Raw genomic sequence first — 24,786 nt, 5'->3', positions numbered from 1 at the left:
TTTCTGAAGGCTATGAAATGAAAAGTAAAACAATTCGCCGCTGGTCCGCTGTTCATACCTGGACCAGCCTGATTTGTACCGTGTTCCTGTTGCTGCTGGCACTGACTGGCCTGCCGTTGATCTTTCACCACGAGATCGACCACTTGCTGGGCGATGCGCCTGAAGTGAAGGCAATGCCGGCAGACACCCCGCGCCTGAATTTGCAGCAGTTGGTGGAAGCCGCCGAGAAGCATCGCCCCGGTGAAGTCATGCAGTATTTTGGCTTTGAGGACGATGAGCCCAACGCGGTGCTGACCATCATGGCCGCGACCGCGGGCACGGAGCCGAACTCGTCCCACACCTTCATGCTCGACGCCCGTACCGGCGAAGCGCTGGAGACGCCATCGGCCAACGGCGGTTTCATGATGGTCATGCTGCGCCTGCACGTGGACATGTTTGCCGGGCTGCCGGGCAAGTTGTTGCTGGCGTTCATGGGGATTCTGTTCGTAGTAGCGATCGTTTCCGGCACGGTGCTGTACCTGCCGTTCACGCGTCGCTTGAAATTCGCCACCGTGCGTCAGGACAAATCCACCCGCCTGCGCTGGCTCGACCTGCATAACCTGATCGGCGTGGTGACGCTGACCTGGGCCTTGGTGGTCGGCGTGACAGGTGTGATCAGTGCCTGCGCCGACCTGATCATCGCCGCCTGGCGCAACGACAGCCTGAGCGCGATGGTCGCGCCGTACCGCGATGCGCCACCGCTGACGCAACGAGCGCCCGCGACCCGTTTGCTCGATATCGCCAAGGATGTCGCGCCGGGCATGCAGCCGGACTTCATCGCCTTCCCAGGCACGCGTTTTTCAAGTGAGCACCATTACGCGGTGTTCATGAAAGGCAGCACGCACCTGACTTCGCACCTGCTGACGCCGGTACTGATCGACGCCAGCACCCTGCAAGTCACCGCCGTGGCCGAACGACCGTGGTACATGGACGCCATGGGCATGTCGCAGCCACTGCACTTCGGTGACTACGGCGGCATGCCGATGAAGATCCTCTGGGCGACCCTGGATGTGCTGACCATCATCGTGCTCGGCAGCGGAGTCTACCTGTGGGTGGTGCGGCGCAAGGTTGCCAGGCCGGTGCTGGAAAAAGCGGAGAGCGTGGCATGAAGCCCCGGCAGTCGAACTTCTGGAAAGTGTTTGCCATCCCGACCGTCATCGCGATGCTCAGCGCGGCTGGGTTGTTTGCCGCGTTGCTCGGGGATGGTGTTTGGGATTCGTTGAGCTGGGTGGGGCTGGGCATCCCAGCTGTGCTGGCCCTGCACGGCCTCCTGCAACGCCGCTGATCCCTGTGGGAGCGAGCCTGCTCGCGATGGGGTCGTATCAGTCGATATTGAATTGGCTGACACACCGCCTTCGCGAGCAGGCTCACTCCTACAGGTTCAACGATAAGTCTCAAATACTCGCCAGTCATACGACAACACCATCCCCCGCCTGTCGCCTCCCCCTGCAAATCCTCAGACATATCTGTTGACAGTTTTACCCTTGCGCTCCTATAAAGACGCATGTTGTACGACAACCTACAACAAATGCAGCACCAAAAATAAATCCAAAAAAATCATGGTGAAGTGATGAAAGTCAAAGGCATCCGCTGGTGGATGGTCGGCCTGGTGACGGCCGGCCTGATGGTCAACTACCTGGCTCGCAATACCCTGTCAGTGGCCGCTCCGACCCTGATGAGCGAAATGAACATCTCCACCGAGCAGTACTCGCACATCGTCGTTGCGTGGCAGGTGTGCTATGCGCTGATGCAACCGGTGGCCGGCTACATCATCGATGCCATCGGCACCAAAATGGGCTTTGCCATTTTCGCCTTCGCCTGGTCGATTGCCTGCGCGCTGGCAGCCCTGGCGACCGGTTGGCAGGGCCTGGCCTTTGTTCGCGGCCTGCTTGGCCTGACCGAAGCGGCGGGGTTGCCGGCGGCGGTCAAGACTTCCACTGAATGGTTCCCGGCCAAAGAGCGCTCGGTGGCCATCGGCTGGTTCAACATCGGTTCGTCGATTGGTGCCGTGCTGGCGCCGCCGCTGGTGGTCTGGGCGATTCTGCACAGCGGCTGGGAGCTGGCGTTCCTGATCGTGGGCGGCCTGGGCGTGGCCTGGACGTTCCTGTGGATGGTTCTCTACAAGCACCCACGGGACCAGAAGCGCCTGAGCGACGAAGAACGCGACTACATCCTCAGCGGTCAGGAAGCACACTTCAAAGACCCAGCGACGAAAAAAGGCAGCTGGAAAAAGATCATCGGCAACCGCAACTTCTACGCCATCGCCAGCGCACGCATGCTCTCCGAGCCGGCCTGGCAGACCTTCAACGCGTGGATTCCGCTGTACCTGATGACCGAACGGCACATGAACATCAAAGAGATCGCGATGTTCGCCTGGCTGCCGTTCCTGGCCGCCGACCTCGGCTGCGTGCTCGGCGGCTACCTGAGCCCGTTCTTCCACAAGTACTGCAACGTGTCGTTGTTCACCTCGCGCAAAATGGTCCTGCTGTTCGGCGCCTCGTGCATGATCGGCCCGGCCTGCATCGGCCTGGTGGCCAGCCCGTACACAGCCATCGCACTGTTGTGCATTGGCGGCTTCGCGCACCAGACCCTGTCCGGTGCGCTGTATGCGATCACCTCCGACTCGTTCGGCAAAAACGAAGTGGCCACCGCCACCGGCATGGGCGGCATGTTCGGCTACCTGGGCGCAGCCGCGTTCACCCTGGTGTTTGGCGTGATGGTGACCAAGATCGGCTACAGCCCGCTGTTCGTGGTGCTGGCGATTTTCGACATCGTTGCCGCGTTCATCGTCTGGACCGTTGCCCGTGAGATCAAGCCTCAGGTGGCCGCCCCAAATCTTCAAACTGCAGTTCCAGCCAGCTAAGACACAAGCCCTGTAGGAGCGAGCCTGCTCGCGATAGCGGTCTGTAAGCCAGCATTGATGTTGAATGTCAGGCCGCCATCGCGAGCAGGCTCGCTCCTACAAGGGTGTTTGCCATCTTGAGCTATCAGGCCAACGCGCTATGCTGCCCGACACTGCCACCGATCGAGACGCTGCCATGTCCGCCCCGAGCATGACCCTGTACCACAACCCGCTCTCTCCCTTCGTTCGCAAAGTCATGGTGCTGCTGCACGAAACCGGCCAGCAGAACCGTGTGGCGTTGCAGGCCAGCGTGCTCACCCCGGTCAACCCGGACCTGACCCTGATCGAAGACAACCCCCTGAGCAAAATCCCGGCCCTGCGCTTGGCCGACGGCAACATCATCCACGACAGCCGGGTCATCCTCGACTACCTCGACCACCAGCACGTCGGCAACCCGCTGATCCCCCGCGAAGGCTCGGCCCGTTGGCGCCGCCTGACCCTCGCCTCACTGGCCGACGGAATCATGGACGCGGCCGTGCTGGTGCGCTACGAAACCGCCCTGCGCGCCCCGGAAAAACACTGGGACGAATGGCTCGACGGCCAGCGCGCCAAAATCCGTCGCGCCCTGGCCTTGCTGGAAAAGGACGCGATTGCCGAGCTGACCTGCCACTTCGACGTGGCCGCGATCAGCGTGGCCTGTGCACTGGGTTACCTGGACCTGCGCCATCCGGATCTGGATTGGCGCACAGCGAATCCGCAGTTGGCGGCGTGGTATTTCGAGGTGAGTCAGCGGCCTTCGATGATTGTGACGATGCCGAAGGCTTAGAACTTCGCTGGCTGTACTGTCCGCTTCGCGAACAGGCCCGCTCCCACAGCAGATCGTCGGTGCGTACAAATTTTGTATTCACTGGAGAACCCTTGTGGGAGCGAGCCTGCTCGCGAAAATACCAACGCGGTTCATCAGGCAACCACTGCAAAATCCGCGTCACTAACACCTCGCTCCAGCGCTGATCCTCGCGCAACCCCACCGACCGGTTCATTGCACCGCACCAATATCGAAGTCCAAAGGTTGCGGCGGTTTTTGCCCAACCCCGTACCAATCCAGCTTGCGTGTCAGCACCATGAACACGCCTAACAAACCGAACAGCAACAACGAGCCCATCAGCAGCGCGTAATCCTCGGCGCTCAACACGCCATAAAGCAGGCCGTACAACCCCGCCAGCCCCGCGGAGAAACTCAATCCGTTTACGACACTGCGCAGGACATGGCACACATAAAATCCGATCAACAACACACAGCCAGCCGCCGACAACAGGTATGCCAGCCCGAAACCGATGTGCTCGGACAGCGACAGCAACAGCAGATAGAAGATTGCCAGGGCCACCCCCACCAGCGCGTATTGCACCGGGTGCACGGCCAGGCTTTTCAGCACTTCGAACAGGAAGAACCCGGCGAAGGTCAGGACGATGAACAGCAGCGCGTATTTGATCGCCCGGTCGCTTTTCAGGTACTGGTCAACCGGGTCGATGAAGCTCACCCCGAAGCTGCGGCCGCTAAAGGCTGTGCAGTCACCGCCGGTGACGCAACTGTTCAAGGCCTCCTGCAAGTTGGTGGAGAAGAATGACGCCTGCCAGTTGGCGGAGAATCCCTGATCGGTGACTTTACGCTGGGCCGGCAAATAGTTGCCGATGAAGCTTGGGTGAGGCCAGTCGGCGCTCAGCGAGACTGTGCTGGTTTTACCCACCGGTAAGACCTGCAACACACCCGTGCCTTGCAGGCGCAGGTCAAAACCGAAGTCCAGCTCCGTGGCCTTCTCTGTATTCAGCGTCGGTAGCGCCACGTGCACGCCCTCCCCCAGCCAACCGACCTGGCTTCCAGGAATGAAGTCCAGACTCTGGCCGTCGAGTTCGAGTTTCAAGGCATTTTCGATACCACGGATGTCGCTGATGCCAACGGCGAGAAACGGCTGGTCGAACCGGTAATCGGCAAAGTCTTCCTTGATACCGAGCCGCGCCGGCAGCGAAAAATGCCCGCTGATGCGATTGTCGGCATGAAACAGCCGCGCCTGGTAAATCCCCCGGGAGCGCAACTCGGTCTGCACCTGGCCGTCCAGTTCGAAGCGTTCCGGCAGGAAATACAGACGACCGCGCTCTTCGCCGATCTCCTGATAACGCTCGTTGGTTTTTTCACGGGTCTTCCAGGTGCGCACTACCTTGCGATACGGCACCACCATCAACGGACCGCTCACTTGCTGGCTGAAGCTGGAACTGCGGGCGATGTCGTCGAGCACACCGTCGCGCAGTTGCTGCCGGTCCTGGATCACGCCGTTGATCATCAGCAGTGGAACCAGCAACAACAGAATCAACAGGGCAATTGCCCCGAGTTTTAGGGTCAGGCTACGGTTCATGGGACTCTCCCTGTTTTGGATGGGGAAAGTCTGGGTTGGCAGTGTGAGGAATGAATGGAGGGAATGTGGAGACTTTGTGGAGACTGGACCGGCCCTATGGCAGGTGCACTGTCACTTGCACACCACCGTCGACATTGCCGATGCTCAGGGTGCCGCCATGCAGCTTGACCACTTCCTCGACAAAGTTGAGCCCGAGCCCGGTGCTTTTTCGCCCGCTGTCCGGTCTCGGCAACGAGTAGAACCGCTCGCTCAACCGTGGCAACGCATAGTCTGGAATGGCCTCGGCCTGGTTGAACAGTTTGAACTCGACCTGCTCGCCGATTCGCCTGGCACTGAGGCGCAGCAGGCCTTGGACCGGAGTGAAATCCAGCGCGTTTTCCAACAGGTTGCCCAGCGCCTGGCGCAATAAAAATGCCTCGCCAGTCAGCATCAGATCCGCTGCAATGGCTTGTTCAACCTGCAATTGACGACCTTCGATTCGCGCCGCCTGAGCATTCAGCAACTCAGTCACCAATGCGCCCAACGGCACATCGACGCGCTCTTCCAGGCCTTGGCGTTGCTCGACCTGCGCCAGGTTCAAAAGCCGCTCGATCAACTGCTGCATGCGCGCACTTTCGCTGTCGATATTGCCGACGAAACGTTGCCGCTGCGCCAGAGGCATCTCGCCCTGCAACAGCTCCGCCGCACCACGAATCGCCGCCAGCGGACTCTTCAGCTCATGGGTCAAGGTGTGCACGTATCGCTCGACGTAGGCCTTGCCTTCAAGCTGCGTGCGCATCTGCTCCACCGCCGTGGCCAACTGATCGAGTTCACCGCCGCGATAATGCGGCACTTCAACCCGCCGGCCTTCACTGACGCCTTGGGCGTACGCCGTCAATCTTCGCAGGGCACGGCTCAGCCACCAGGACAACAACGCGCCGAACAGCAGACCGAGGCCGATCAACCCGGCTCCATACGCCAGCAACCGGCGTTCGGTGCGATCCACATAAGGCTGCAACGAGCTGTTGGGCTTGGCCACGGTAACCACGCCGATGATCTGGCCGTCGTCGCGAATCGGCGCGCCGACGTGCATCACCGAAGACCCCGGATCGTTCGGATCAATGCGCGTGGAGCGAGCGCCGTATTCGCCGCGCAGGGTCAGGTAGACGTCATTCCAGCGGGAGTAGTCCTGCCCCACCGCCGCCCCACTGGAATCCAGCACGACGATGCCCTTGGCGTCGGTGACGTAGATGCGGTGGTTGACCTGATTCTTTGGCAAACCCCAGATTTTCGCCGCCGGCTGTCGCTCACCATAGGCCTTGAGCAGTTCCGGCCAACGGTTCTGGTTGAGGCTGCCGGCCTTGAAATCGTCGCGCAGGATCTCGGCCATCAGGTTGGCGGTATCGACCAGGGTTTCTTCGGTGGACTGGCGAACGCCGGGGCGGATCTCTTGCATGACCGTGTTGAGCACAAAGTAGCCGGTCAGGCCAATGAACAGGGCGTAGACCAGGAAAATCCGGATTCCCAGCGGCATCAGCTTTGTCCCGGGTTGTAGCTGTAGCCGAGGCCGCGGTGGGTCTGGATCGGCTCGGCGTCAGCCTTCACCCGTCGCAACTTGGCGCGCACGCTCTTGATGTGGCTGTCGATGCTGCGCTCGTAACCAGCGTCGGCGGCCACGCCCAAGGCATCGAGCAACTGCTCTCGACTGAAGACGCGCTCGGGCTGCTCCAGCAGGCATTGCAGCAGGCGGAATTCATGGCGAGTCAGGGTCAGCAGTTGACCGCGATAACTGATTTGCACACGTTCGCTATCGATGCGAAACAGCGTCGTCGACGGTTCGCTCACCGTGCGGGGCGCTATGCGCTTGAGAATCGCCCGGACCCGCGCCGCCACCTCCCGAGGGCTGAACGGCTTGACCACGTAATCGTCAGCGCCGATTTCCAGGCCCACGACGCGATCGATTTCGCCATCCCGGGCGCTGAGGAACATCACCGGCACTTCGCTGAAGCGCCGCAGTTGCTTGCAGGTTTCGAAGCCGCTGATGTCCGGCAGGCCGATATCGAGAATGATCAGATCCGCCGGGGTCTGGCGCTGATGCTCCAGCGCCACCGCGCCGAGGCTCAGCCATGTAGTGGTGAAACCCTCGCCTTGCAGGGCGAAAACCAGGGTGTCGGCAATGGCCGCTTCGTCTTCGACAATCAGGATATGAGGCATGGCGTCCGAGCCCGCTGGTTGAGTGGGCGAACGGTGACTCAAGGGGGAATCGGCGTCAATCCGGCTGAGCTGATTGGCGGTCAGGTCTGTAGTACCTAGCAGTTCTGGTAGTAGGCAATAGCTGCAAAAACTCCGATGCTCAAGGTTATGCGATCCGGACCTTGAACGGAGTTCAACCCATGTCCAACACATCCCGTAATACCGTACTGTGTCGCTATCACTACGATCCACTGGATCGCCAAAATGGCTGCACAGTACTTCAGCAACCCTCCATCCAGCGCTTTAATTGCAAAGAACGATTGGTCACTGAAATCCAGGGCGCCGCTCGCTGGAGCATCCTTCAGCACGACGACCAGTTACTGGCCCAGCAAAATCACCTCGATTCCAAGGTGAACACCACACTGCTGGCCACCGACCTACAACGTTCGGTGCTCAACGCTCTGGACGCGACTCAACCTAATCCCCTCGCCTACACACCCTACGGCCATCGCCCGGCGGAAAACGGATTGCTCAGCCTGCTCTGCTTCAACGGCGAACGGCCGGACCCGGTGACCGGGCATTATCATTTGGGCAATGGTTATCGCCAGTTCAATCCGGTGTTGATGCGGTTTAACAGTCCGGATAGTTGGAGTCCGTTTGGGGAAGGTGGGATTAATGCATATGCGTATTGCGATGGGGAACCGACGAGTCGTAGTGATCCGACCGGACATACCTGGAGACCGATCAAAAGTTTCTTAAGGATGATAGGGGTGATGAAAAAATCGGTTAAGACCACAACAAATGCAGATACAGGAAGATGGCAAAACGTGCAGGGACAACCGGGGATGGTCCAACTTTCCCAGACTAAGACTCCAAAACAAAATGCTATGAGGCTTACTAAACAGGAGGAAAAAAATTCGCAAAGAACTGAATCAATCCTACGCAGAAGGCCAAGCACGGGATCGAGAACTGGCATTAGCGAAAAACGCACCCCCCCCAACACTACTACTTCAAGTTCCCATATGCGCACAGGCAACCAAATTAACAGCGCACAGAATAATTCAATATCCCTCAACGAAACCACATCAACAGGGGAGTCGAGACTTCATAGTCGTAAGCGTCATACCTCTCTTACAGGAAAACCGGGAGAAATTAATCGTGATGAACAGTTAGAGTTGCGCATGAAAATCGCGAACGCTCGAAGGGAAGCAGGCCGAATTGGAGCCCGTTCGCTTCTTGGGGACGTTCGTCAATAACTCCCGGACTCGAACAATTTTTTGATGAGAAGAGTCTGGCGATCTTTATTGCCCACTCTTCTCGCCGTTCCAGTAAACCCAAATCAACAATCCGGCTTATCCGCCGTAAACCGCCGAGCCGGATTCACCGCCGCCCCGAACTCACGCAACGCTTTCGCACCGATCAGCAACGGATAATTGAAGCTACTGCGATCAGTCAGGTTGACCTCGACCGTGCGCTTGACGTTACCCAGGCACAGCTCCAGGTCGACCACCGGGCGCTTGGTGGGTGCGATCACTTCGCTGTCATCCTCTTCCTCTTCGGAGCGGGTCTTGATCTTGCTGATGCGCGCGATCTTGTGTTCGTAGACCTGGTTGCCCGCATCCTTGGTGCCGAGGCGGAAACGCACCCAGTCTTCGCCGTCACGCTTGAAGGTTTCGATGTCCTTGGCCGACAGCGACGCGGTCAGGGCGCCGGTGTCCATTTTCGCCTTGAGGACCTTCCCGCCGATTTCCGGCAGGGCGATGTATTCGTAACGACCATAGAGAGTCGGCTCGGCGGCCATGACCGGTAGGGCAATGAGGGAGAGCACTGCAAGGAGGGATTTCACGTAATGGGTTTCCATGAGAGTGAGCAGTCGGATTTTAGACCGTCGTTCGCTTGATCGTTCCCATAAGGTTACCGACCCAAAAGTGAAACATTTGTCAGCACCGATTTGGCCTGTCGCCCGAAGCTGCTTATCATGGCGCGCCCAACCGCTTCCACGAGTGACTTATGCGCCGCCTGCTCACCGGCTGTTTCGTGACCCTGCTGCTTCTGCTCAACACCCTGGTCCTGATCGGACCGTTGATGGTGTTTGCCCTGCTCAAATTGATCCTGCCCGGCCGTTTTCGCGATTACGCCTCCTGGTCGGTGATGTGGATCGCCGAGACCTGGTCCGAGATCGACAAGCTGATCTTCCGTGTCTGCATCCCTACCCAATGGGACATCCGTGGTGGTGACGATCTGCGCCGCGACACTTCATATCTGGTGATCAGCAACCATCAATCCTGGGTCGACATCCCGGCGCTGATCCAGACGCTGAACCGGCGCACGCCATTCTTCAAATTTTTCCTCAAGAAAGAGCTGATCTGGGTGCCCTTCCTGGGCCTGGCGTGGTGGGCGCTGGATTACCCGTTCATGAAGCGCTACAGCAAAGCCTTCCTGGCCAAATACCCGGAACTGGCGGGCAAGGATCTGGAAATCACCAGGCAGGCCTGCGAACTGTTCAAGCGCCAATCGGTGACAGTGGTCAATTATCTGGAAGGCACCCGCTTCACGGCGGCTAAATGTGCCCAGCAACAGTCACCGTTCAATCACCTGCTCAAGCCCAAGGCCGGCGGGGTGGCCTTTGTGCTGGCGGCGATGGGCGAACAGCTGGACGCGATTCTCGATGTGACAGTGGTTTACCCGCAGCAGGAGATTCCGGGGTTCTGGGACTTGATCAGCGGCAATGTGCCGAGGGTCATCATCGATATCCAGACTCGCGAACTCGACCCGGCGCTGTGGCAGGGCGATTACGAAAACGACCCGGTGTTTCGCGAGAAGGTCCAGAACTGGGTCAACCAGCTCTGGATCGAGAAGGACCGGCGCATCGACGACTTGCGCGCCGGGCGCCGCTGAATCAGCTACCGGCGCCAGCACCCCAGATCCCGCCCAGGCTGCTCAGCAGCGAACCGCCGACGCCCTGCTGGCCGAGGTATTGCAGGAGCACCGGGGTAAACAGGCCGATCATGCCGCTGTCCATGCCCAGGGCGCTGAAGGCGTTGTTCAGGTCGTTGGTGTTCTTGACGTTACCCAGGGCATTGTCCAGTCCTGCAGCTTTGCCGCTGGAGCCGAGCAGACCGGCCAGTGCACCCAACTCACCGCCGCCCGAGAGCATGTCGATGCCCGGTACACTTTTGGCCAGTTCCGAGTAGTCGGTCGAACTCAACTGGTTCTTCGCCAGCCCAAGCATCGCCCCGGCGCCGCCGATGGCTTGCTGTGGGGTGATGTCCAATTCACTGAGGGTGCTCAGCAGGTCGGCTGTCTGCGGCGTTGGTGCGGCGGTCGCGGCCGCGTCACCGCCCTTCATGCCGGCAATGGCATTGGCCGCATCACCCAGACTGAACTGTGCGAAGACCGGGCTGGCCGCCAGGGTCAGGAGTGATGCCAGGGCAAAACCGCGTGAAATCTTCATTCAGACATCCTCTTGCGTCATGAAAAACGCCCGGCTTACAGGCGCAAAGCTGCCGATTTGACCGGGCAAACGCGGGCATGTTCCTCAGGTTTCCACCCATTTCCCACCCGCTCGTCACAAAGCAGCCCAGAAGCCTGCGGCACTATCAGATCTGCTAGTGGGCGGCTCTGTTCGAATTCGCCACAGTAAAACCCTGAATCGACAAACTCCTTCAGGAACCCGGCCATGCTCCCCAATCGAGAATCCCTGCTCTGCCGCTACCACTACGACCCGCTGGATCGTCTGGTTGATTGCACTCCCACATCACTAGACACCTGCCGGCGCTTTTATCTGAAAGATCGTCTGGCCACCGAGATTCAAGGTGTGGTGCAGCGTTCGATCATGCAGCACGACGATCAACTGCTGGCTCAGCAACAGCGTCAGAACGGGGCCGTGGAAGCGCGCTTGCTTGCCACTGATCAACAGCGTTCGGTATTGAATGTGATCGACGCAACTCGTCCCCATTCCTTGGCCTATTCACCCTATGGTCATCGCCCTGCGGAAAGCAGCTTACTCAGCCTGCTCGGCTTCAATGGCGAACGGCCGGATCCAGTGACAGGGTGGTATCTGTTGGGAAATGGCTATCGGGCGTTTAACTCGGTGTTGATGCGGTTTAACAGTCCGGACAGTTGGAGTCCGTTTGGGGAGGGTGGGTTGAATGCGTATGTGTATTGCGTGGGGGATCCGGTAAATCGGACCGATCCGTCGGGACATATTTCACAATTCGTCAAGAACGCACTTTTGAAAGGCTCATCACTCAAGTTGCCTCGACACGTAGCACCTAAGAACACGCGAGCACGCACTGCCTACATAAAAACGCCTGACCTACAGATTATAAAAAATCCGACTCATTTTGAACCACCATCAAATACGACTAGAGGTGTTTCTGAGCCACCGCCGCAACCAAAAGTAGATTTAAGTACGTTAGATTATATTGGCACCCATGGATCCACGACAGCACACCATAATAGTTTAACAGCCGGGCTACACTCCAACTTCATGAATAGCGCTAGCGGTCTCAGCAGCGGTCCAGGCTTCTATGTATCCCCTACTCGAAGAACAGCAGTAGATTTTTCGGAGATCGCGGCCAGTTACTCCAACAATGGCACACCCCACGTTTATGAAGTATATGTCAGTGACTTTAGTTCCATGATTCCTGGTCGCCATTACCGGTATGGAACAATGGGCGAGGGAGGCTTGATTTACAGATCGTTAAACGAAATGGAAATAGTTTTGCATGAGCGTATTTATAGACGAGTTTCAATTCATGCTACGGAGATCAGAAGGCCCCAGGTACTTCCCAGAGCCTCCGAGGCACCGTTCTGAATTCTACCAAGGGATAACAAAAGAGGGTGACATCATTTCACCCTCTTTGTTTACCCTAAGCCTTTACGCCGCACTAAACATCTTATGCGGATCAATCACAAACTTCTTCGGCACACCCGCATCGAACTCGCCATACCCCTGCGGCGCCTGATCCAGGCTGATCACCTGCACCCCCACCACTTCGGCGATGTTGATGCGGTCCCACATGATCGCCTGCATCAGCTGGCGGTTGTACTTCATCACCGGGGTCTGGCCGGTGTGGAAGCTGTGGGATTTAGCCCAGCCCAGGCCGAAGCGGATGCTCAGGCTGCCCATTTTCGCGGCAGCGTCCACGGCGCCCGGGTCTTCGGTCACGTAGAGGCCGGGGATGCCGATCTTGCCTGCCACACGCACCACGCCCATCAGCGAGTTGAGCACGGTGGCCGGCGCTTCGTGTTTCACGCCGTCATGGCCGTGGCCTCGGGCTTCGAAGCCGACAGCGTCGATGGCGCAATCCACTTCCGGTTCACCCAGCAGTGCAGCGATCTGTTCGTGCAGCGGGGTATCGAGTGACAGATCGGCGATTTCGAAACCCTGGGCCTTGGCGTGGGCCAGGCGCACGGTGTTGACATCACCGACGATCACCACCGCCGCACCCAGCAGGCGAGCGGATGCGGCCGCCGCCAGACCGACCGGACCGGCACCGGCGATGTACACAGTGCTGCCCGGGCCAACGCCGGCAGTCACGGCGCCGTGATAGCCGGTCGGCAGGATGTCGGAGAGACAAGTCAGGTCACGGATTTTTTCCATGGCCCGGTCGCGATCCGGCAGTTTCAGCAGGTTGAAGTCGGCGTACGGCACCATGGCGTATTCGGCCTGGCCACCGGTCCAGTCGCCCATGTCGACATAACCATAAGCACCGCCCGGACGCGCCGGGTTGACGCTCAGGCAGACACCGGTATGCATCTCTTTGCAGGAACGGCAGCGCCCGCAAGCGACGTTGAACGGTACGGATACCAGGTCGCCGATTTGCAGGTTCTCGACGTCGCTGCCCTTCTCGATCACTTCGCCGGTGATTTCGTGGCCCAGCACCAGGCCGGTTTGAGCGGTGGTACGACCGCGCACCATGTGCTGGTCGGAACCACAGATGTTGGTGGAAACCACACGCAGGATGACGGCGTGGTTAATCTTCCTGCCACGCGGGTCCTGCATTTTCGGATAATCAATACTCTGCACTTCGACCTTGCCAGCGCCGAGATACACCACACCACGATTGCCAGACATGCTTTCACCTCGCTGTTGTTTTTATGGAACCGCGTTGCCCAGGCAGGCAGCGCGTTAAGTGCTCGGGTTATTGCCTGTGTGTCTTGTGTTGTCCGTTATGCCGCTATCGCGAGCAGGCTCGCTCCTACAGTGGATCTTTGGTGTGACTGAGATTTGTGGGTAACCACAAACCCCTGTAGGAGTGAGCCTGCTCGCGATGGCAATCTAAAGAACGACTGTTCTGTTCGCGTTCAAAAACACGCGTCTTTCAATGTGATACCCCACCGCCCGGGCCAGGGTCAGGCCTTCGATATCCCGCCCCTTGGCGATCAGGTCTTCCGGGTAATGGCTGTGATCCACTGCCTCGACGCCCTGGGCAATGATCGGGCCTTCATCGAGATCGTTGTTGATGTAATGCGCCGTGGCGCCTACCAGTTTCACGCCCTTGTTGTAGGCCTGGTGATAGGGCTTGGCGCCCTTGAAACCCGGCAGCAGGGAGTGGTGAATGTTGATCGCCTTGCCATCGAGCTTGCGGCACAGCTCTGGCGACAGCACTTGCATGTAGCGCGCAAGGATCACCAGTTCCGCACCGGATTCTTCGATCACCTGCCACACCTGGCGCTCTTGCGACGGCTTGTCGTTCGGGTCCAGCGGGAAGTGGTAGTACGGAATCTGGTGCCAGTCGGCCAGTGGCTTGAGGTCCGGGTGGTTGGAGACCACAGCAGCGACGTCCATCGACAACTGGCCGATGCGCTGGCGATAGAGCAAGTCGTTGAGGCAGTGATCAGCCTTGGAAACCATGATCACCACTTTCGGCCGATAGTTTGGCGCGGTCAGTTCGAAGATCATGCCGAAGGCTTCACCGCGCTCGGCCAGGCCCGCGCGGAAGGACTGCTCGTCGAAACCGTCAGGCTGGCGGAATTCCACACGAATGAAGAAACGGCCCGAGAGTCGGTCATCGAAGGAATGGTGCTCGGTGACGTAGCAGCCCTGCTCGAACAGAAAGCGGGTCACCGCGTCCACGGTGCCGAGCACGCTGGGGCAGTCGGCGGTCAGAATCCATGTGTCTGGGGCGCGGCTCATAGTGCGGTGACTCCTGTAGCAAATTCTGTGATCACAGAGAATTCTGTGTTGAGCTTGCCTGTGGCGAGGGGGCTTGCCCCCGTTGGGCTGCGCAGCGGCCCCAAATCCGGAGTGTGCGATCTAACAGGTAGACCGCATTCACTGGTTTTACGACTGCTTCGCAGCCGAACGGGGGCAAGCCCCCTCGCCACAAAAGCAGCCACACTCACATACCGTGTCAGGCCTGTACGCTCAGGCCGTACTCGGCAGAAGCGTCCTGCAACCACAACCACCAGTAATCCGAGAAGCTGCGACGAATCAGCAGTTCCCAGGTGTCTTCTGCGGTGTGACGGATCATCAGTTGCGACTTGGCGAACACCGTGCCGACGGCTTTGCCCACCGGGAAGTTGTTCGGGTGCACGTCGTAGCTGGTGGACTTCATCAGCACCTGGCGCACGTTCGGGCCGCTCAGTTCGAGGAGTTGCTGGCCGCCGCTGACGTTGACGATCGCAATGTGCAAATCGCCCAGCGCTTTGCGCAGTTTTTGCTCGGCGGCCAGTTCTTCACCGGTCGGCACGATCAGCAGCCACTCATCCGGCCCCATCCATTGCAGGCTGGTTTCACCTTTGACTATGACGCTCAGTGCGCCGGGCAATTCGATGCCTAGGGCCTTGTGCACGCCAGCGGCGAATGCGGCGTCGTGGCCATCACCACGGATGGTCAGGTGACCGAGGAGTTTCTTTTCACGCACAGTCACACCGGCGTTCTTGCGGCCCTTGCCCACCAGGCTGGCGAGGTCGGCGTGATGCAGCGACGACTCGGCCTTGGCCCCGGAGGTTGGGCGTTGTTGGTAAACATTGGCTGCGGTCATAAAGCACCTTTCCTGAATTCTGTTAGCCCTGTGGAGACTGTTCTGCCGCTTTCGCGAGCAGGCTCGCTCCCACAAGGGGTACGCGATCTCCTGTGGGAGCGAGCCTGCTCGCGAAAGCGGCTGCCGGCCCCCCACAGGACCCGAGCCTTAAACGTTCTGGCGCTCGCCCTTCGGATCAAAGAACACCGAAGAAACGATTTCCGCCTCGATCACGCTGCCGTCGGCCAGCGGTGCGAACACTCGCTCGCCCATCCGCTGCAAGCCGCCCTTGACCACGCCCATGGCGAACGAATAGCCCAGGGAGTTGTGCAGGTAACTGGAAGTCACGTGACCCACCATGGTCATCGGAATGGCTTGCTTGGTGTTGAACACCAGTTGCGCGCCTTCCGGCAGCCATTTGTTCGGATCGATCGGCTTCAGGCCAACCAATTGCTTGCGCTGATCACGCACGCAGTCTTCACGGTTCATGCCACGCCAGCCGATCCACGAGAACGGTTTGGTGCGACCGACACACCAGCCCATGTTCAAGTCGTCCGGGGTCATCGAACTGTCAGTGTCCTGGCCGACGATGATGAAGCCCTTCTCCGCCCGCAGCACGTGCATGGTTTCAGTGCCGTACGGGGTCAGGTTGTACTTCTTGCCGGCGTCGACGATTTTTTCCAGCACGCCCATGGCGTAGTCGGCTTGCACGTTGACTTCGTACGACAGTTCACCGGTAAACGAAATCCGGAATACCCGCGCTGGCACACCACCCACCAGACCTTCTTTCCAGGTCATGAACGGGAAGGCTTCGTTGCTCAGGTCGATGTCGGTGACTTCAGCGAGCAGCTTGCGGCTGTTCGGCCCGGACAGGGTCATGGTCGCCCAGTGGTCGGTGACGGAGGTGAAGTACACCTTCATGTCCGGCCATTCGGTCTGGTGGTACAGCTCCAGCCACTGAAGTACGCGAGCCGCGCCGCCCGTGGTGGTGGTCATGACGAAATGGTTGTCGGCCAGGCAAGCCGTCACACCGTCGTCGAAGACCATGCCGTCTTCTTTGCACATCAGGCCGTAACGCGCCTTGCCCACGTCGAGCTTGGTCCAGGCGTTGGTGTAGACGCGGTTGAGGAACTCACGCGTATCCGGGCCCTGGATGTCGATTTTGCCGAGGGTCGAAGCATCCAGCAGGCCGACGCTGTCGCGCACGGCTTTGCATTCGCGCTTCACCGCGGCATGCAGGTCTTCACCGGATTTAGGGAAGTACCAAGGACGTTTCCACTGGCCGACGTCTTCGAACTCGGCGCCATTTTTCAGGTGCCATTGATGCAGCGCGGTGTAGCGCACCGGCTCGAAGATGTGCCCACAGTGACGACCGGCCACGGCGCCGAAAGTCACCGGCGTGTAGTTCGGACGGAACATGGTGGTGCCCATCTGCGGGATGGTCACGTTCAGCGAGCGGGCAGCGATGGCCAGGCCGTTGACGTTGCCGAGCTTGCCCTGATCGGTACCGAAGCCCAGCGCGGTGTAGCGCTTGACGTGCTCGACCGACTCGAAGCCCTCGCGGGTCGCCAGTTCGATGGCGGCGGCGGTGACGTCGTTTTGCAGGTCGACGAATTGCTTCGGCGCCCGTGCGGTGTTCTTTTCATGGGGCACCTGGAACAGCGCCAGGGTCGGCTCTTCGAGACGGCTCAGGGCTTTTGGCAACACGCCTTCAACCGACTGGAAGCCGGCTTCGGCAGCAGCGCGAACGCCACCTTCAAAACCATCGGCCAGGGAATCGCCGAGGCCGTAGACGCCGTTGATGCCACCGACACACACGCGTTTCTGCGGTGCTTCACCCGGTACGAAACCGAGGATGTCTTCGCGCCAGATCGGCTTGCCGCCCAGGTGCGAAGCCAGGTGAACCACCGGGCTGTAGCCACCGGAGCTGGCGACCACGTCGCAGTCGAGCCATTCGCCTGGGCTCGTCACGGTGTGGGCTTTGACATCGATGGCGGCCACACGGGCAGCGGTCACGTGCTTGCTACCACGGGCCTCGATCACGGCGCTGCCGGTGAGGATGCGGATGCCTTTGGCGCGGGCTTCTTCCACCAGCGCACCACGGGGATTGCTGCGAGCGTCGGCGATGGCCACCACTTGCAGGCTGGCATCGAGCCAATCCAGGGCAACGCGGTAGGCGTGGTCGTTGTTGGTCGACAGCACCAGTTTCTTGCCCGGTGCCACACCATAACGACGCACGTAGGTCGAGATGGCGCCGGCGAGCATGTTGCCCGGCACGTCGTTGTTGCCGTAGACCAGTGGACGTTCGTGAGCGCCGGTTGCCAGCACCACGCGAGTGGCGCGGACCCGGTGGATGCGCTGACGCACCTGGCCGATCGGTGCGCGGTCGCCGAGGTGATCGGTCAGGCGCTCGTGAATGGTCAGGAAGTTGTGATCGTGGTAGCCGTTGACGGTGGCGCGCGGCAACAGCAGCACGTCAGGGGTGTTCTTCAGCTCGTCGATGACGCTGGCCACCCACTCCATCGCCGGCTTGCCGTCGAGGCTTTCGCGGGAGTCGAGCAGGCTGCCGCCGAACTCTTCCTGTTCGTCAGCCAGGATCACACGGGCACCGCTGCGCGCAGCGGCCAGTGCAGCGGCCAAGCCAGCAGGGCCGGCACCGACGATCAGCACGTCGCAGTGCTGGTTCATGTAGTCGTAGGTGTCCGGATCGTTCTCGGTCGGCGAGCGGCCAAGGCCGGCAGCCTTGCGGATGTACTTCTCGTAGGTCATCCAGAACGATTGCGGGTACATGAAGGTTTTGTAGTAGAAGCCCGGTGGCATCAGCTTGCCGCCGACCTTGCCGAGAATCCCCATCATGTCGTTGTTCACGCTCGGCCAGCCGTTGGTGCTGGTAGCGACCAGGCCTTGGTACAGCGCCTGTTGCGTGGCGCGCACGTTCGGGATCTGCGTGGCTTCGGTGGCGCCGATCTGCAGCACCGCGTTCGGCTCTTCAGCGCCGGCAGCGAAGATGCCGCGCGGACGGGAATACTTGAAGCTGCGACCGATGATGTCGACGCCGTTGGCCAGCAGTGCAGCGGCCAGGGAATCGCCTTCGAAGCCTTTGTAGTTCTGGCCGTTGAAGGTGAAGGTCAAGACTTTGTTGCGGTCGATCCGTCCGCCGTTGGACAGGCGATTGATCTGGCTCATACCTTCTCTCCCAGAGCCGTGCTGGCCGCTTTCGGGCTATCGGTCTTGTCGGTGAATTGTGGCTTGGTGCCGATCTTGTAGGTTTCGAGAATCTCGTAGGTCACGGTGTCGCGGGTGACGTTGAAGTACTGACGGCAACCGGCGACGTGATCCCACAGCTCGTGGTGCAGACCGCGAGGGTTATCGCGGAAGAACATGTAGTCGCCCCACTCCTCGTCGGTGCAGGTGTTCGGATCCAGTGGACGCGGGATGTGCGCCTGGCCGGATGCATGGAATTCCTCTTCGGAGCGCAGTTCGCCGCAGTGAGGACAGAAGATATGCAACATGGGGATTTCTCCTGTTAGTGGGCAACCGCAGCAGCGCCGTGTTCATCGATCAACGCACCGTTGTGGAAACGGTCGATGGAGAAAGGTGCGGCCAATGGGTGCATTTCACCCTTGGCCAGGCTCGCGGCAAACACGTTGCCCGAGCCAGGTGTGGCCTTGAAGCCGCCGGTGCCCCAACCGCAGTTGAAGAACATGTTCGGTACCGGGGTTTTCGAAATGATCGGGCAGGCATCCGGCGTGGTGTCGACGATGCCGCCCCACTGACGGTTCATGCGTACGCGCGACAGCACCGGGAACATCTCGACGATGGCCTGGATGGTGTGCTCGATCACCGGGTACGAACCACGCTGGCCGTAGCCGTTGTAGCCGTCGATACCGGCGCCGATCACCAGGTCGCCCTTGTCGGACTGGCTGATGTAGCCGTGCACGGCGTTGGACATGATCACGCTGTCGATAATCGGCTTGATCGGCTCGGACACCAGCGCCTGCAGCGGGTGGGATTCGATCGGCAGGCGGAAACCGGCGAGCTTGGCCATGTGCCCGGAGTTACCGGCGGTCACTACGCCGACGCGCTTCGCGCCGATGAAGCCCTTGTTGGTTTCAACGCCGATGCACACGCCGTTTTCCTTGCGGAAACCGATCACTTCGGTCTGCTGGATCAGGTCCACGCCGAGGGCGTCGGCGGCACGGGCAAAGCCCCAGGCCACGGCATCGTGACGGGCCACGCCGCCGCGACGCTGAACGGTAGCGCCCATCACCGGGTAGCGGGTGTTCTTGGAGCAGTCGAGGTACGGAATCTCGTCGGCAACCTGTTTGGCATCGAGCAGTTCACCGTCGACGCCGTTGAGGCGGTTGGCGCTGACCCGACGCTCGGAATCACGGATGTCCTGCAGGGTGTGGCACAGGTTGTAGACGCCGCGCTGGGAGAACATCACGTTGTAGTTCAGGTCCTGGGACAGGCCTTCCCACAGTTTCATCGCGTGTTCGTACAGGTGCGCCGACTCATCCCACAGGTAGTTGGAGCGAACGATGGTGGTGTTGCGCGCGGTGTTACCGCCGCCCAGCCAGCCTTTCTCGACCACGGCCACGTTGGTGATGCCGTGTTCCTTGGCCAGGTAGTAGGCCGTTGCGAGACCATGCCCGCCACCGCCGACGATGACCACGTCGTAGACCTTTTTAGGGGTCGGCGTGCGCCACATTTTCTGCCAGTTTTCATGATGGCTGAGAGAGTGTTTGAAGAGGCCGAAGCCCGAGTAGCGTTGCATAGTCATTTACTCCAAAACCGCACTCAGCGATAAACCGGGAAGTCCGCGCACAGGGCTGCCACTTGCTCGGCGACATTGGCCTCGACATCGGCGTCGCCGAGGTTGTCGAGGATGTCGCAGATCCAGCCGGCCAGCGTGACGCACTGGGTCACCTTGAAGCCGCGAGTGGTGACCGCCGGGGTGCCGATGCGCAGGCCGGAGGTCACGAACGGCGACTGTGGATCGTTCGGGACAGCGTTCTTGTTCACAGTGATGTGGGCGCGACCGAGGGCTGCGTCCGCCTCTTTACCGGTCAGGCCCTGACGGATCAGGCTGACCAGGAACAGGTGGTTGTCGGTACCGCCGGACACTACATCGTAGCCGCGTTTGATAAACACGCCGGCCATGGCCTGGGCGTTGTCGATCACTTGCTGCTGGTAAACCTTGAAGCCAGGTTCCAGCGCTTCCTTGAAGCACACTGCCTTACCGGCGATCACGTGCATCAGCGGGCCGCCCTGGGCACCCGGGAAAACTGCCGCGTTGAGCTTCTTCTCGATTTCTTCGTTGGACTTGGCCAGGATCAGGCCGCCACGTGGACCGCGCAGGGTCTTGTGGGTAGTGGTGGTGACCACATCGGCGTAAGGCAGCGGGTTCGGGTACAGGCCGGCAGCGACCAGACCGGCCACGTGGGCCATGTCGACGAACAGCAGCGCACCGACCTTGTCGGCGATCTGGCGGAAGCGCGGGAAGTCGAGGGTCTTGGAATAGGCCGAGAAGCCGGCAACGATCATCTTCGGCTTGCACTCGACGGCCAGGCGCTCGACTTCGTCGTAATCGATCAGACCGGTCTTGGTATCGATGCCGTACTGCACGGCGTTGTACAGCTTGCCCGAGGACGACACTTTGGCGCCGTGGGTCAGGTGACCGCCGTGGGCCAGGCTCATGCCGAGGATGGTGTCGCCGGCTTGCAGCAGGGCCAGGTATACGGCGCTATTGGCGGAGGAACCGGAGTGCGGCTGAACGTTGGCGTAATCGGCGCCGAACAGTTGCTTGGCGCGCTCAATGGCCAGTGCCTCAACCTTGTCGACGTGTTCGCAGCCACCGTAGTAGCGCTTGCCCGGATAACCTTCGGCATATTTGTTAGTCAGGCCGCTGCCTTGCGCTTCCATCACGCGCTTGCTGGTGTAGTTCTCCGACGCGATCAGCTCGATGTGATCTTCCTGACGTTGCTCTTCGGCATTCATCGCCGCCAGCAGTGCATCGTCGTAACCCTGGATCTGGTCTTGCTTGCTGAACATCGCGTCTCTCCCAGCGGCGGCGGTGCGCCATTCGTCTCGGTGAGGCACTGGCGTTTCGGCAGTGCCCTTTGGTAGCGATGGTATGACTGGCTTGGAGTCGTCAAATGCCTACGGGCGCCACGCAAAGGTGCGTTTACGACATGGGAAGAAATGGCAGGCCAAACACGACCGTCGATCCAGCGCAGATCCCCTGTGGGAGCGAGCTTGCTCGCGATAGCGGCATCACATTCAACATTGATGTCGACTGACCCGCCGCCATCGCGAGCGAGCTCGCTCCCACAGGTCAGGCGATGGCCTGTCGCACTGCGAGCAACACAAGGAAATGCAGGGGATAGAGCGCATACGCCCAGCGCCGCATCGGCGGTGGTTTTGCGCCCTTTGCATGTCGCAACAAGAACAGCCCGAGCCATGGCGCGATCAGGCACGTGACGATGGCCGGAATCGCCGCGACATTGCCCAGGCGAGCGGCGTGATACAGCAACTGCCACTGATTGGCCGCCAGGCACACCACCCCCGCCAACAGCGCGAAATACCAGGGCCGTTGCAGTACCAGCAACATCGCCAGCGGCAACAGCACTCCAAAGAAACCGAACATCAACCGCTGGGAGAAAAACCCTGCCAGCATCAACGCGCCCACCGCCAGCAGCCGCGAGGCAAGCACCGGCTGCTGCCAGCCACGAATCACCAGCAAGCCCAAGGCAAGGGTGGGCAGCACGTTCAAGGTGTCGGGATTGGGAATGTACATCCGGTAAGGAATTTCACTCACCGCGCTAAACAGCAACAACCACCCCAGATAGCGCCACTGGCCACCGGTCGTCGCAGTCCGCGTGCGCGCCAGATTGGCCGCCATCGCCAAACAGAACCATGGAAACGCCAGGCGCCCCGGCACATACAACAGATCGGCGGAATAACCGACATATCGCAGGTGATCGAGCACCATGCACAGCAGCGCCAGCCACTTGAGCAGATCCAGTGCCCCGTCGCGCTGCTTTAAGTGCATGGCCTTGTGCATGGTCTTGTGCATGCTCTTGTACATAGTCACGTGCATAATTGCCCTTCGACCGTGTATTTTCCCGACAGCGACATCCTGTGCGCTCCACCTGACGATCTTGGGTACAGTGCGCACCCTCATTGACCACGGGACGCTTCACCATAGGCATCTCGACCACGGAAGCAGGCCATGACCGACAAGAGCCAACAATTCGCCAGCGACAACTATTCCGGCATCTGCCCTGAAGCCTGGGCTGCCATGGAACAGGCCAACCACGGCCACCAGCGCGCATACGGCGACGACGAGTGGACCGCCCGCGCGTCCGACGATTTCCGCAAGCTGTTCGAAACCGACTGCGAAGTGTTTTTCGCCTTCAACGGCACCGCCGCCAACTCGCTGGCGCTGTCGTCGTTGTGCCAGAGTTACCACAGTGTGATCTGCTCGGAAACCGCCCACGTCGAAACCGACGAATGCGGCGCCCCGGAATTCTTCTCCAACGGCTCCAAACTGCTGATCGCCCGCACTGAAAACGGCAAGCTGACCCCGGAATCGATCCGTGAGGTCGCGCTCAAGCGCCAGGACATCCACTACCCGAAACCCCGCGTCGTGACCCTGACCCAGGCCACCGAAGTCGGCAGCGTCTACACCCCGGACGAAATCCGCGCCATCAGCGCCACCTGCAAGGAACTGGGCCTGAACCTGCACATGGACGGCGCGCGCTTCTCCAACGCCTGCGCCTTCCTCGGCTGCACCCCGGCCGACCTGACCTGGAAGGCCGGCGTCGACGTGCTGTGCTTTGGCGGCACGAAAAACGGCATGGCAGTGGGCGAGGCGATTCTGTTCTTCAACCACAAACTGGCTGAAGACTTCGATTACCGCTGCAAGCAGGCCGGGCAGTTGGCGTCGAAAATGCGCTTCCTGTCGGCACCGTGGGTCGGGATCCTGGAAAACGACGCCTGGCTCAAATACGCCAACCACGCCAACCACTGCGCGCAATTGCTCGCCGAGCTGGTCAGCGACATTCCAGGCGTGGAGCTGATGTTCCCGGTACAGGCCAATGGCGTGTTCCTGCAACTGTCGGAACCGGCCATCGCCGCACTGACCGCCAAGGGCTGGCGCTTCTACACCTTCATCGGCAACGGCGGCGCACGCTTCATGTGCTCGTGGGACACCGAGGAAGAGCGCGTGCGTGAATTGGCGCGGGATATCCGTGAAGTCATGGCATAACCACGATCCCCTGTGGCGAGTGGGCTTGCCCCCGTCGGACTGCGCAGCAGGCCCAAAGTCTGAGTCCGTGGTTTGTCAGTCAGACCGCGACAGCAGGTTTTACGACGGCTGCGCCGCCGAACGGGGGCAAGCCCCCTCGCCACAAGTTCGCGTTCGTCCGTTCCCCCGCCACTGCTCCTGAAAGACTTCGTCTACATTGTTTGTCGAGCCTGTGCTCACATAACAATAATCAGGAGCGTCAGCATGTCATTGCAAGGCAAAACCCTGTTCATCACCGGCGCCAGCCGCGGCATCGGCCGCGAGATCGCGCTGCGGGCCGCACGTGACGGCGCCAACATTGTGATTGCCGCCAAAAGCGCCGAACCCCACGCCAAGCTGCCGGGCACGATTTTCAGCGTGGCCCAGGAGGTGGAAGCCGCAGGCGGCAAGGCGCTGGCCTTGCAGGTGGATGTGCGTGAAGAGGATGCCGTACGTGCGGCGCTGGCCCAGGCCAACGAACATTTCGGCAGTATCGATGCGCTGATCAACAATGCCGGGGCGATCAAGCTGACTGGGGTCCAGCACCTCGAACTCAAGCGCTTTGATCTGATGCATCAGATCAACACCCGCGCCGTCTTACTGTGCAGCCAGGCTGCGTTGCCTTACCTGAAAAAATCCGGCGGCCACATCCTCAATCTGTCCCCGCCGCTGAACCTTGCCACCAAGTGGTTCGCCCAATACAGCCCCTACACCGTCACCAAGTACGGCATGAGCATGCTGACCCTGGGCATGAGTGAGGAATTCAAGAACTACGGGATCAGCGTCAACTCGCTATGGCCACAGACGATGATTGCCACCGCCGCGATCGAGTTTCAGTTGGGGTCGCGCGAGTCGTTCAAGCATGCGCGCCTGCCTGCGATCATGGCCGATGCCGCCCATGTGATTCTGAGCAGCAGCGGGCGCAGCCTGACCGGGCGTTTGTTGATTGATGAGGAGATTCTGCGAGAAAGCGGTGTGACGGAGTTCGAACACTATCGGTTCGCGCCGGACAGCAGCGACAAGCTGATGACGGATCTGTTTATTGACTAAAAACCTGTGGGAG

22 protein-coding genes are annotated in these 24,786 nt (G+C 60.1%); 9 read left to right on the top strand and 13 right to left on the bottom strand.

Translation table 11 applies throughout. The features are described from left to right. Nucleotides 1-17 precede the first annotated feature (17 nt). The 4 genes from KGB07_RS10245 to KGB07_RS10230 all read left to right on the top strand — a co-directional run bounded on the left by KGB07_RS10245 (nucleotide 18) and on the right by KGB07_RS10230 (nucleotide 3,707). Nucleotides 18-1,148, top strand: a complete 1,131-nt coding sequence (locus KGB07_RS10245; RefSeq protein ID WP_223465299.1) for a PepSY-associated TM helix domain-containing protein — start codon at nucleotides 18-20, stop codon at nucleotides 1,146-1,148. Further along, nucleotides 1,145-1,324: a hypothetical protein gene (locus tag KGB07_RS10240; protein ID WP_046039401.1), complete on the top strand. Its 180-nt coding sequence runs from the start codon at nucleotides 1,145-1,147 to the stop codon at nucleotides 1,322-1,324. The genes KGB07_RS10245 and KGB07_RS10240 overlap by 4 nt, the downstream gene beginning before the upstream one ends. Before the next feature lie 285 nt (nucleotides 1,325-1,609). Next, a complete protein-coding gene (locus KGB07_RS10235) occupies nucleotides 1,610-2,902 on the top strand; it encodes an MFS transporter (protein ID WP_223465297.1) in 1,293 nt (430 codons plus the stop codon). A 175-nt stretch (nucleotides 2,903-3,077) separates the two neighbouring features. Beyond that, a complete protein-coding gene (locus KGB07_RS10230; RefSeq protein ID WP_223465295.1) occupies nucleotides 3,078-3,707 on the top strand; it encodes a glutathione S-transferase family protein in 630 nt (209 codons plus the stop codon). 210 nt (nucleotides 3,708-3,917) lie between these two features. On the opposite strand, the gene creD is transcribed toward KGB07_RS10230, so the two are convergent. The 3 genes from creD to creB all read right to left on the bottom strand — a co-directional run bounded on the left by creD (nucleotide 3,918) and on the right by creB (nucleotide 7,481). After that, a complete protein-coding gene (gene creD / locus KGB07_RS10225; RefSeq protein WP_046039396.1) occupies nucleotides 3,918-5,288 on the bottom strand; it encodes a cell envelope integrity protein CreD in 1,371 nt (456 codons plus the stop codon). A 94-nt stretch (nucleotides 5,289-5,382) separates the two neighbouring features. Further along, complete coding sequence (gene creC, locus KGB07_RS10220) at nucleotides 5,383-6,801, bottom strand: two-component system sensor histidine kinase CreC (protein WP_046039394.1); 1,419 nt, start codon at nucleotides 6,799-6,801, stop codon at nucleotides 5,383-5,385. After that, a complete protein-coding gene (creB, locus tag KGB07_RS10215; protein WP_223465293.1) occupies nucleotides 6,801-7,481 on the bottom strand; it encodes a two-component system response regulator CreB in 681 nt (226 codons plus the stop codon). The genes creC and creB overlap by 1 nt, the downstream gene beginning before the upstream one ends. Before the next feature lie 179 nt (nucleotides 7,482-7,660). Between creB and KGB07_RS10210 the strand changes: the two genes are divergently transcribed. Next, entirely contained in the window at nucleotides 7,661-8,716 is a 1,056-nt protein-coding gene (locus KGB07_RS10210) for an RHS repeat-associated core domain-containing protein (RefSeq protein WP_223465292.1), read from the top strand. An 83-nt stretch (nucleotides 8,717-8,799) separates the two neighbouring features. Here the strand turns inward: KGB07_RS10210 and KGB07_RS10205 are convergent, their stop codons facing one another. Then, on the bottom strand, nucleotides 8,800-9,306 hold the full coding sequence (locus KGB07_RS10205; RefSeq protein ID WP_046039553.1) for an ATP-dependent zinc protease: 507 nt from the start codon (nucleotides 9,304-9,306) through the stop codon (nucleotides 8,800-8,802). Between the two features lie 164 nt (nucleotides 9,307-9,470). Between KGB07_RS10205 and KGB07_RS10200 the strand changes: the two genes are divergently transcribed. Next, nucleotides 9,471-10,358 carry an acyltransferase gene (locus tag KGB07_RS10200; RefSeq protein WP_046039392.1) on the top strand — a complete coding sequence of 296 codons (888 nt, stop codon included), beginning with the start codon at nucleotides 9,471-9,473 and terminating at the stop codon, nucleotides 10,356-10,358. A 1-nt stretch (nucleotide 10,359) separates the two neighbouring features. On the opposite strand, the gene KGB07_RS10195 is transcribed toward KGB07_RS10200, so the two are convergent. After that, nucleotides 10,360-10,914 (bottom strand): DUF2780 domain-containing protein, encoded by a 555-nt coding sequence (locus tag KGB07_RS10195; protein ID WP_046039391.1) that lies wholly within the window; start codon nucleotides 10,912-10,914, stop codon nucleotides 10,360-10,362. Nucleotides 10,915-11,139: 225 nt separating this feature from the next. On the opposite strand from KGB07_RS10195, the gene KGB07_RS10190 reads away from it, so the two are divergent. After that, nucleotides 11,140-12,279 carry an RHS repeat-associated core domain-containing protein gene (locus KGB07_RS10190; RefSeq protein ID WP_223465291.1) on the top strand — a complete coding sequence of 380 codons (1,140 nt, stop codon included), beginning with the start codon at nucleotides 11,140-11,142 and terminating at the stop codon, nucleotides 12,277-12,279. A 63-nt stretch (nucleotides 12,280-12,342) separates the two neighbouring features. Here the strand turns inward: KGB07_RS10190 and fdhA are convergent, their stop codons facing one another. The 8 genes from fdhA to KGB07_RS10150 form a co-directional block, all read right to left on the bottom strand. Then, on the bottom strand, nucleotides 12,343-13,542 hold the full coding sequence (gene fdhA / locus KGB07_RS10185; RefSeq protein ID WP_046039387.1) for a formaldehyde dehydrogenase, glutathione-independent: 1,200 nt from the start codon (nucleotides 13,540-13,542) through the stop codon (nucleotides 12,343-12,345). A 204-nt stretch (nucleotides 13,543-13,746) separates the two neighbouring features. Further along, on the bottom strand, nucleotides 13,747-14,604 hold the full coding sequence (purU, locus tag KGB07_RS10180; RefSeq protein ID WP_007981374.1) for a formyltetrahydrofolate deformylase: 858 nt from the start codon (nucleotides 14,602-14,604) through the stop codon (nucleotides 13,747-13,749). Nucleotides 14,605-14,821: 217 nt separating this feature from the next. Next, on the bottom strand, nucleotides 14,822-15,454 hold the full coding sequence (locus tag KGB07_RS10175) for a sarcosine oxidase subunit gamma (protein WP_007980412.1): 633 nt from the start codon (nucleotides 15,452-15,454) through the stop codon (nucleotides 14,822-14,824). 147 nt (nucleotides 15,455-15,601) lie between these two features. Further along, a complete protein-coding gene (locus tag KGB07_RS10170) occupies nucleotides 15,602-18,619 on the bottom strand; it encodes a sarcosine oxidase subunit alpha (protein ID WP_046039385.1) in 3,018 nt (1,005 codons plus the stop codon). After that, entirely contained in the window at nucleotides 18,616-18,945 is a 330-nt protein-coding gene (locus KGB07_RS10165) for a sarcosine oxidase subunit delta (protein WP_046039383.1), read from the bottom strand. Before KGB07_RS10165 ends, KGB07_RS10170 begins: the two co-directional genes overlap by 4 nt. Nucleotides 18,946-18,959: 14 nt before the next feature. Next, nucleotides 18,960-20,210 carry a sarcosine oxidase subunit beta gene (locus KGB07_RS10160; protein WP_007947735.1) on the bottom strand — a complete coding sequence of 417 codons (1,251 nt, stop codon included), beginning with the start codon at nucleotides 20,208-20,210 and terminating at the stop codon, nucleotides 18,960-18,962. Between the two features lie 23 nt (nucleotides 20,211-20,233). After that, nucleotides 20,234-21,487: a serine hydroxymethyltransferase gene (gene glyA, locus KGB07_RS10155; protein ID WP_046039380.1), complete on the bottom strand. Its 1,254-nt coding sequence runs from the start codon at nucleotides 21,485-21,487 to the stop codon at nucleotides 20,234-20,236. 283 nt (nucleotides 21,488-21,770) lie between these two features. Then, entirely contained in the window at nucleotides 21,771-22,535 is a 765-nt protein-coding gene (locus tag KGB07_RS10150; RefSeq protein WP_046039379.1) for a TraX family protein, read from the bottom strand. Nucleotides 22,536-22,667: 132 nt separating this feature from the next. On the opposite strand from KGB07_RS10150, the gene KGB07_RS10145 reads away from it, so the two are divergent. Both KGB07_RS10145 and KGB07_RS10140 read left to right on the top strand, forming a co-directional pair. Beyond that, a complete protein-coding gene (locus tag KGB07_RS10145) occupies nucleotides 22,668-23,705 on the top strand; it encodes a low specificity L-threonine aldolase (RefSeq protein ID WP_046039378.1) in 1,038 nt (345 codons plus the stop codon). Between the two features lie 243 nt (nucleotides 23,706-23,948). Next, nucleotides 23,949-24,773, top strand: coding sequence for an SDR family oxidoreductase (locus KGB07_RS10140; protein ID WP_046039377.1), 825 nt, complete (start codon nucleotides 23,949-23,951; stop codon nucleotides 24,771-24,773). Nucleotides 24,774-24,786 lie beyond the last annotated feature (13 nt).

This window comes from Pseudomonas sp. GL-RE-26, assembly GCF_019956275.1.
In the GTDB taxonomy this organism is placed as follows: Bacteria; Pseudomonadota; Gammaproteobacteria; order Pseudomonadales; family Pseudomonadaceae; genus Aquipseudomonas; species Aquipseudomonas grandcourensis.
This window is presented reverse-complemented; position numbering and strand designations above follow the sequence as displayed.

Excerpts from the sequence above, each read along its gene's own strand:
- KGB07_RS10245 (WP_223465299.1), top strand. The coding sequence starts at position 18 with ATGAAAAGTAAAACAATTCGCCGCTGGTCCGCTGTTCATACCTGGACC.
- KGB07_RS10240 (WP_046039401.1), top strand. The coding sequence starts at position 1,145 with ATGAAGCCCCGGCAGTCGAACTTCTGGAAAGTGTTTGCCATCCCGACC.
- KGB07_RS10235 (WP_223465297.1), top strand. The coding sequence starts at position 1,610 with ATGAAAGTCAAAGGCATCCGCTGGTGGATGGTCGGCCTGGTGACGGCC.
- KGB07_RS10230 (WP_223465295.1), top strand. The coding sequence starts at position 3,078 with ATGTCCGCCCCGAGCATGACCCTGTACCACAACCCGCTCTCTCCCTTC.
- creD (WP_046039396.1), bottom strand. The coding sequence starts at position 5,288 with ATGAACCGTAGCCTGACCCTAAAACTCGGGGCAATTGCCCTGTTGATT.
- creC (WP_046039394.1), bottom strand. The coding sequence starts at position 6,801 with ATGCCGCTGGGAATCCGGATTTTCCTGGTCTACGCCCTGTTCATTGGC.
- creB (WP_223465293.1), bottom strand. The coding sequence starts at position 7,481 with ATGCCTCATATCCTGATTGTCGAAGACGAAGCGGCCATTGCCGACACC.
- KGB07_RS10210 (WP_223465292.1), top strand. The coding sequence starts at position 7,661 with ATGTCCAACACATCCCGTAATACCGTACTGTGTCGCTATCACTACGAT.
- KGB07_RS10200 (WP_046039392.1), top strand. The coding sequence starts at position 9,471 with ATGCGCCGCCTGCTCACCGGCTGTTTCGTGACCCTGCTGCTTCTGCTC.
- KGB07_RS10195 (WP_046039391.1), bottom strand. The coding sequence starts at position 10,914 with ATGAAGATTTCACGCGGTTTTGCCCTGGCATCACTCCTGACCCTGGCG.
- KGB07_RS10190 (WP_223465291.1), top strand. The coding sequence starts at position 11,140 with ATGCTCCCCAATCGAGAATCCCTGCTCTGCCGCTACCACTACGACCCG.
- fdhA (WP_046039387.1), bottom strand. The coding sequence starts at position 13,542 with ATGTCTGGCAATCGTGGTGTGGTGTATCTCGGCGCTGGCAAGGTCGAA.
- purU (WP_007981374.1), bottom strand. The coding sequence starts at position 14,604 with ATGAGCCGCGCCCCAGACACATGGATTCTGACCGCCGACTGCCCCAGC.
- KGB07_RS10175 (WP_007980412.1), bottom strand. The coding sequence starts at position 15,454 with ATGACCGCAGCCAATGTTTACCAACAACGCCCAACCTCCGGGGCCAAG.
- KGB07_RS10170 (WP_046039385.1), bottom strand. The coding sequence starts at position 18,619 with ATGAGCCAGATCAATCGCCTGTCCAACGGCGGACGGATCGACCGCAAC.
- KGB07_RS10165 (WP_046039383.1), bottom strand. The coding sequence starts at position 18,945 with ATGTTGCATATCTTCTGTCCTCACTGCGGCGAACTGCGCTCCGAAGAG.
- KGB07_RS10160 (WP_007947735.1), bottom strand. The coding sequence starts at position 20,210 with ATGCAACGCTACTCGGGCTTCGGCCTCTTCAAACACTCTCTCAGCCAT.
- glyA (WP_046039380.1), bottom strand. The coding sequence starts at position 21,487 with ATGTTCAGCAAGCAAGACCAGATCCAGGGTTACGACGATGCACTGCTG.
- KGB07_RS10150 (WP_046039379.1), bottom strand. The coding sequence starts at position 22,535 with ATGCACGTGACTATGTACAAGAGCATGCACAAGACCATGCACAAGGCC.
- KGB07_RS10145 (WP_046039378.1), top strand. The coding sequence starts at position 22,668 with ATGACCGACAAGAGCCAACAATTCGCCAGCGACAACTATTCCGGCATC.
- KGB07_RS10140 (WP_046039377.1), top strand. The coding sequence starts at position 23,949 with ATGTCATTGCAAGGCAAAACCCTGTTCATCACCGGCGCCAGCCGCGGC.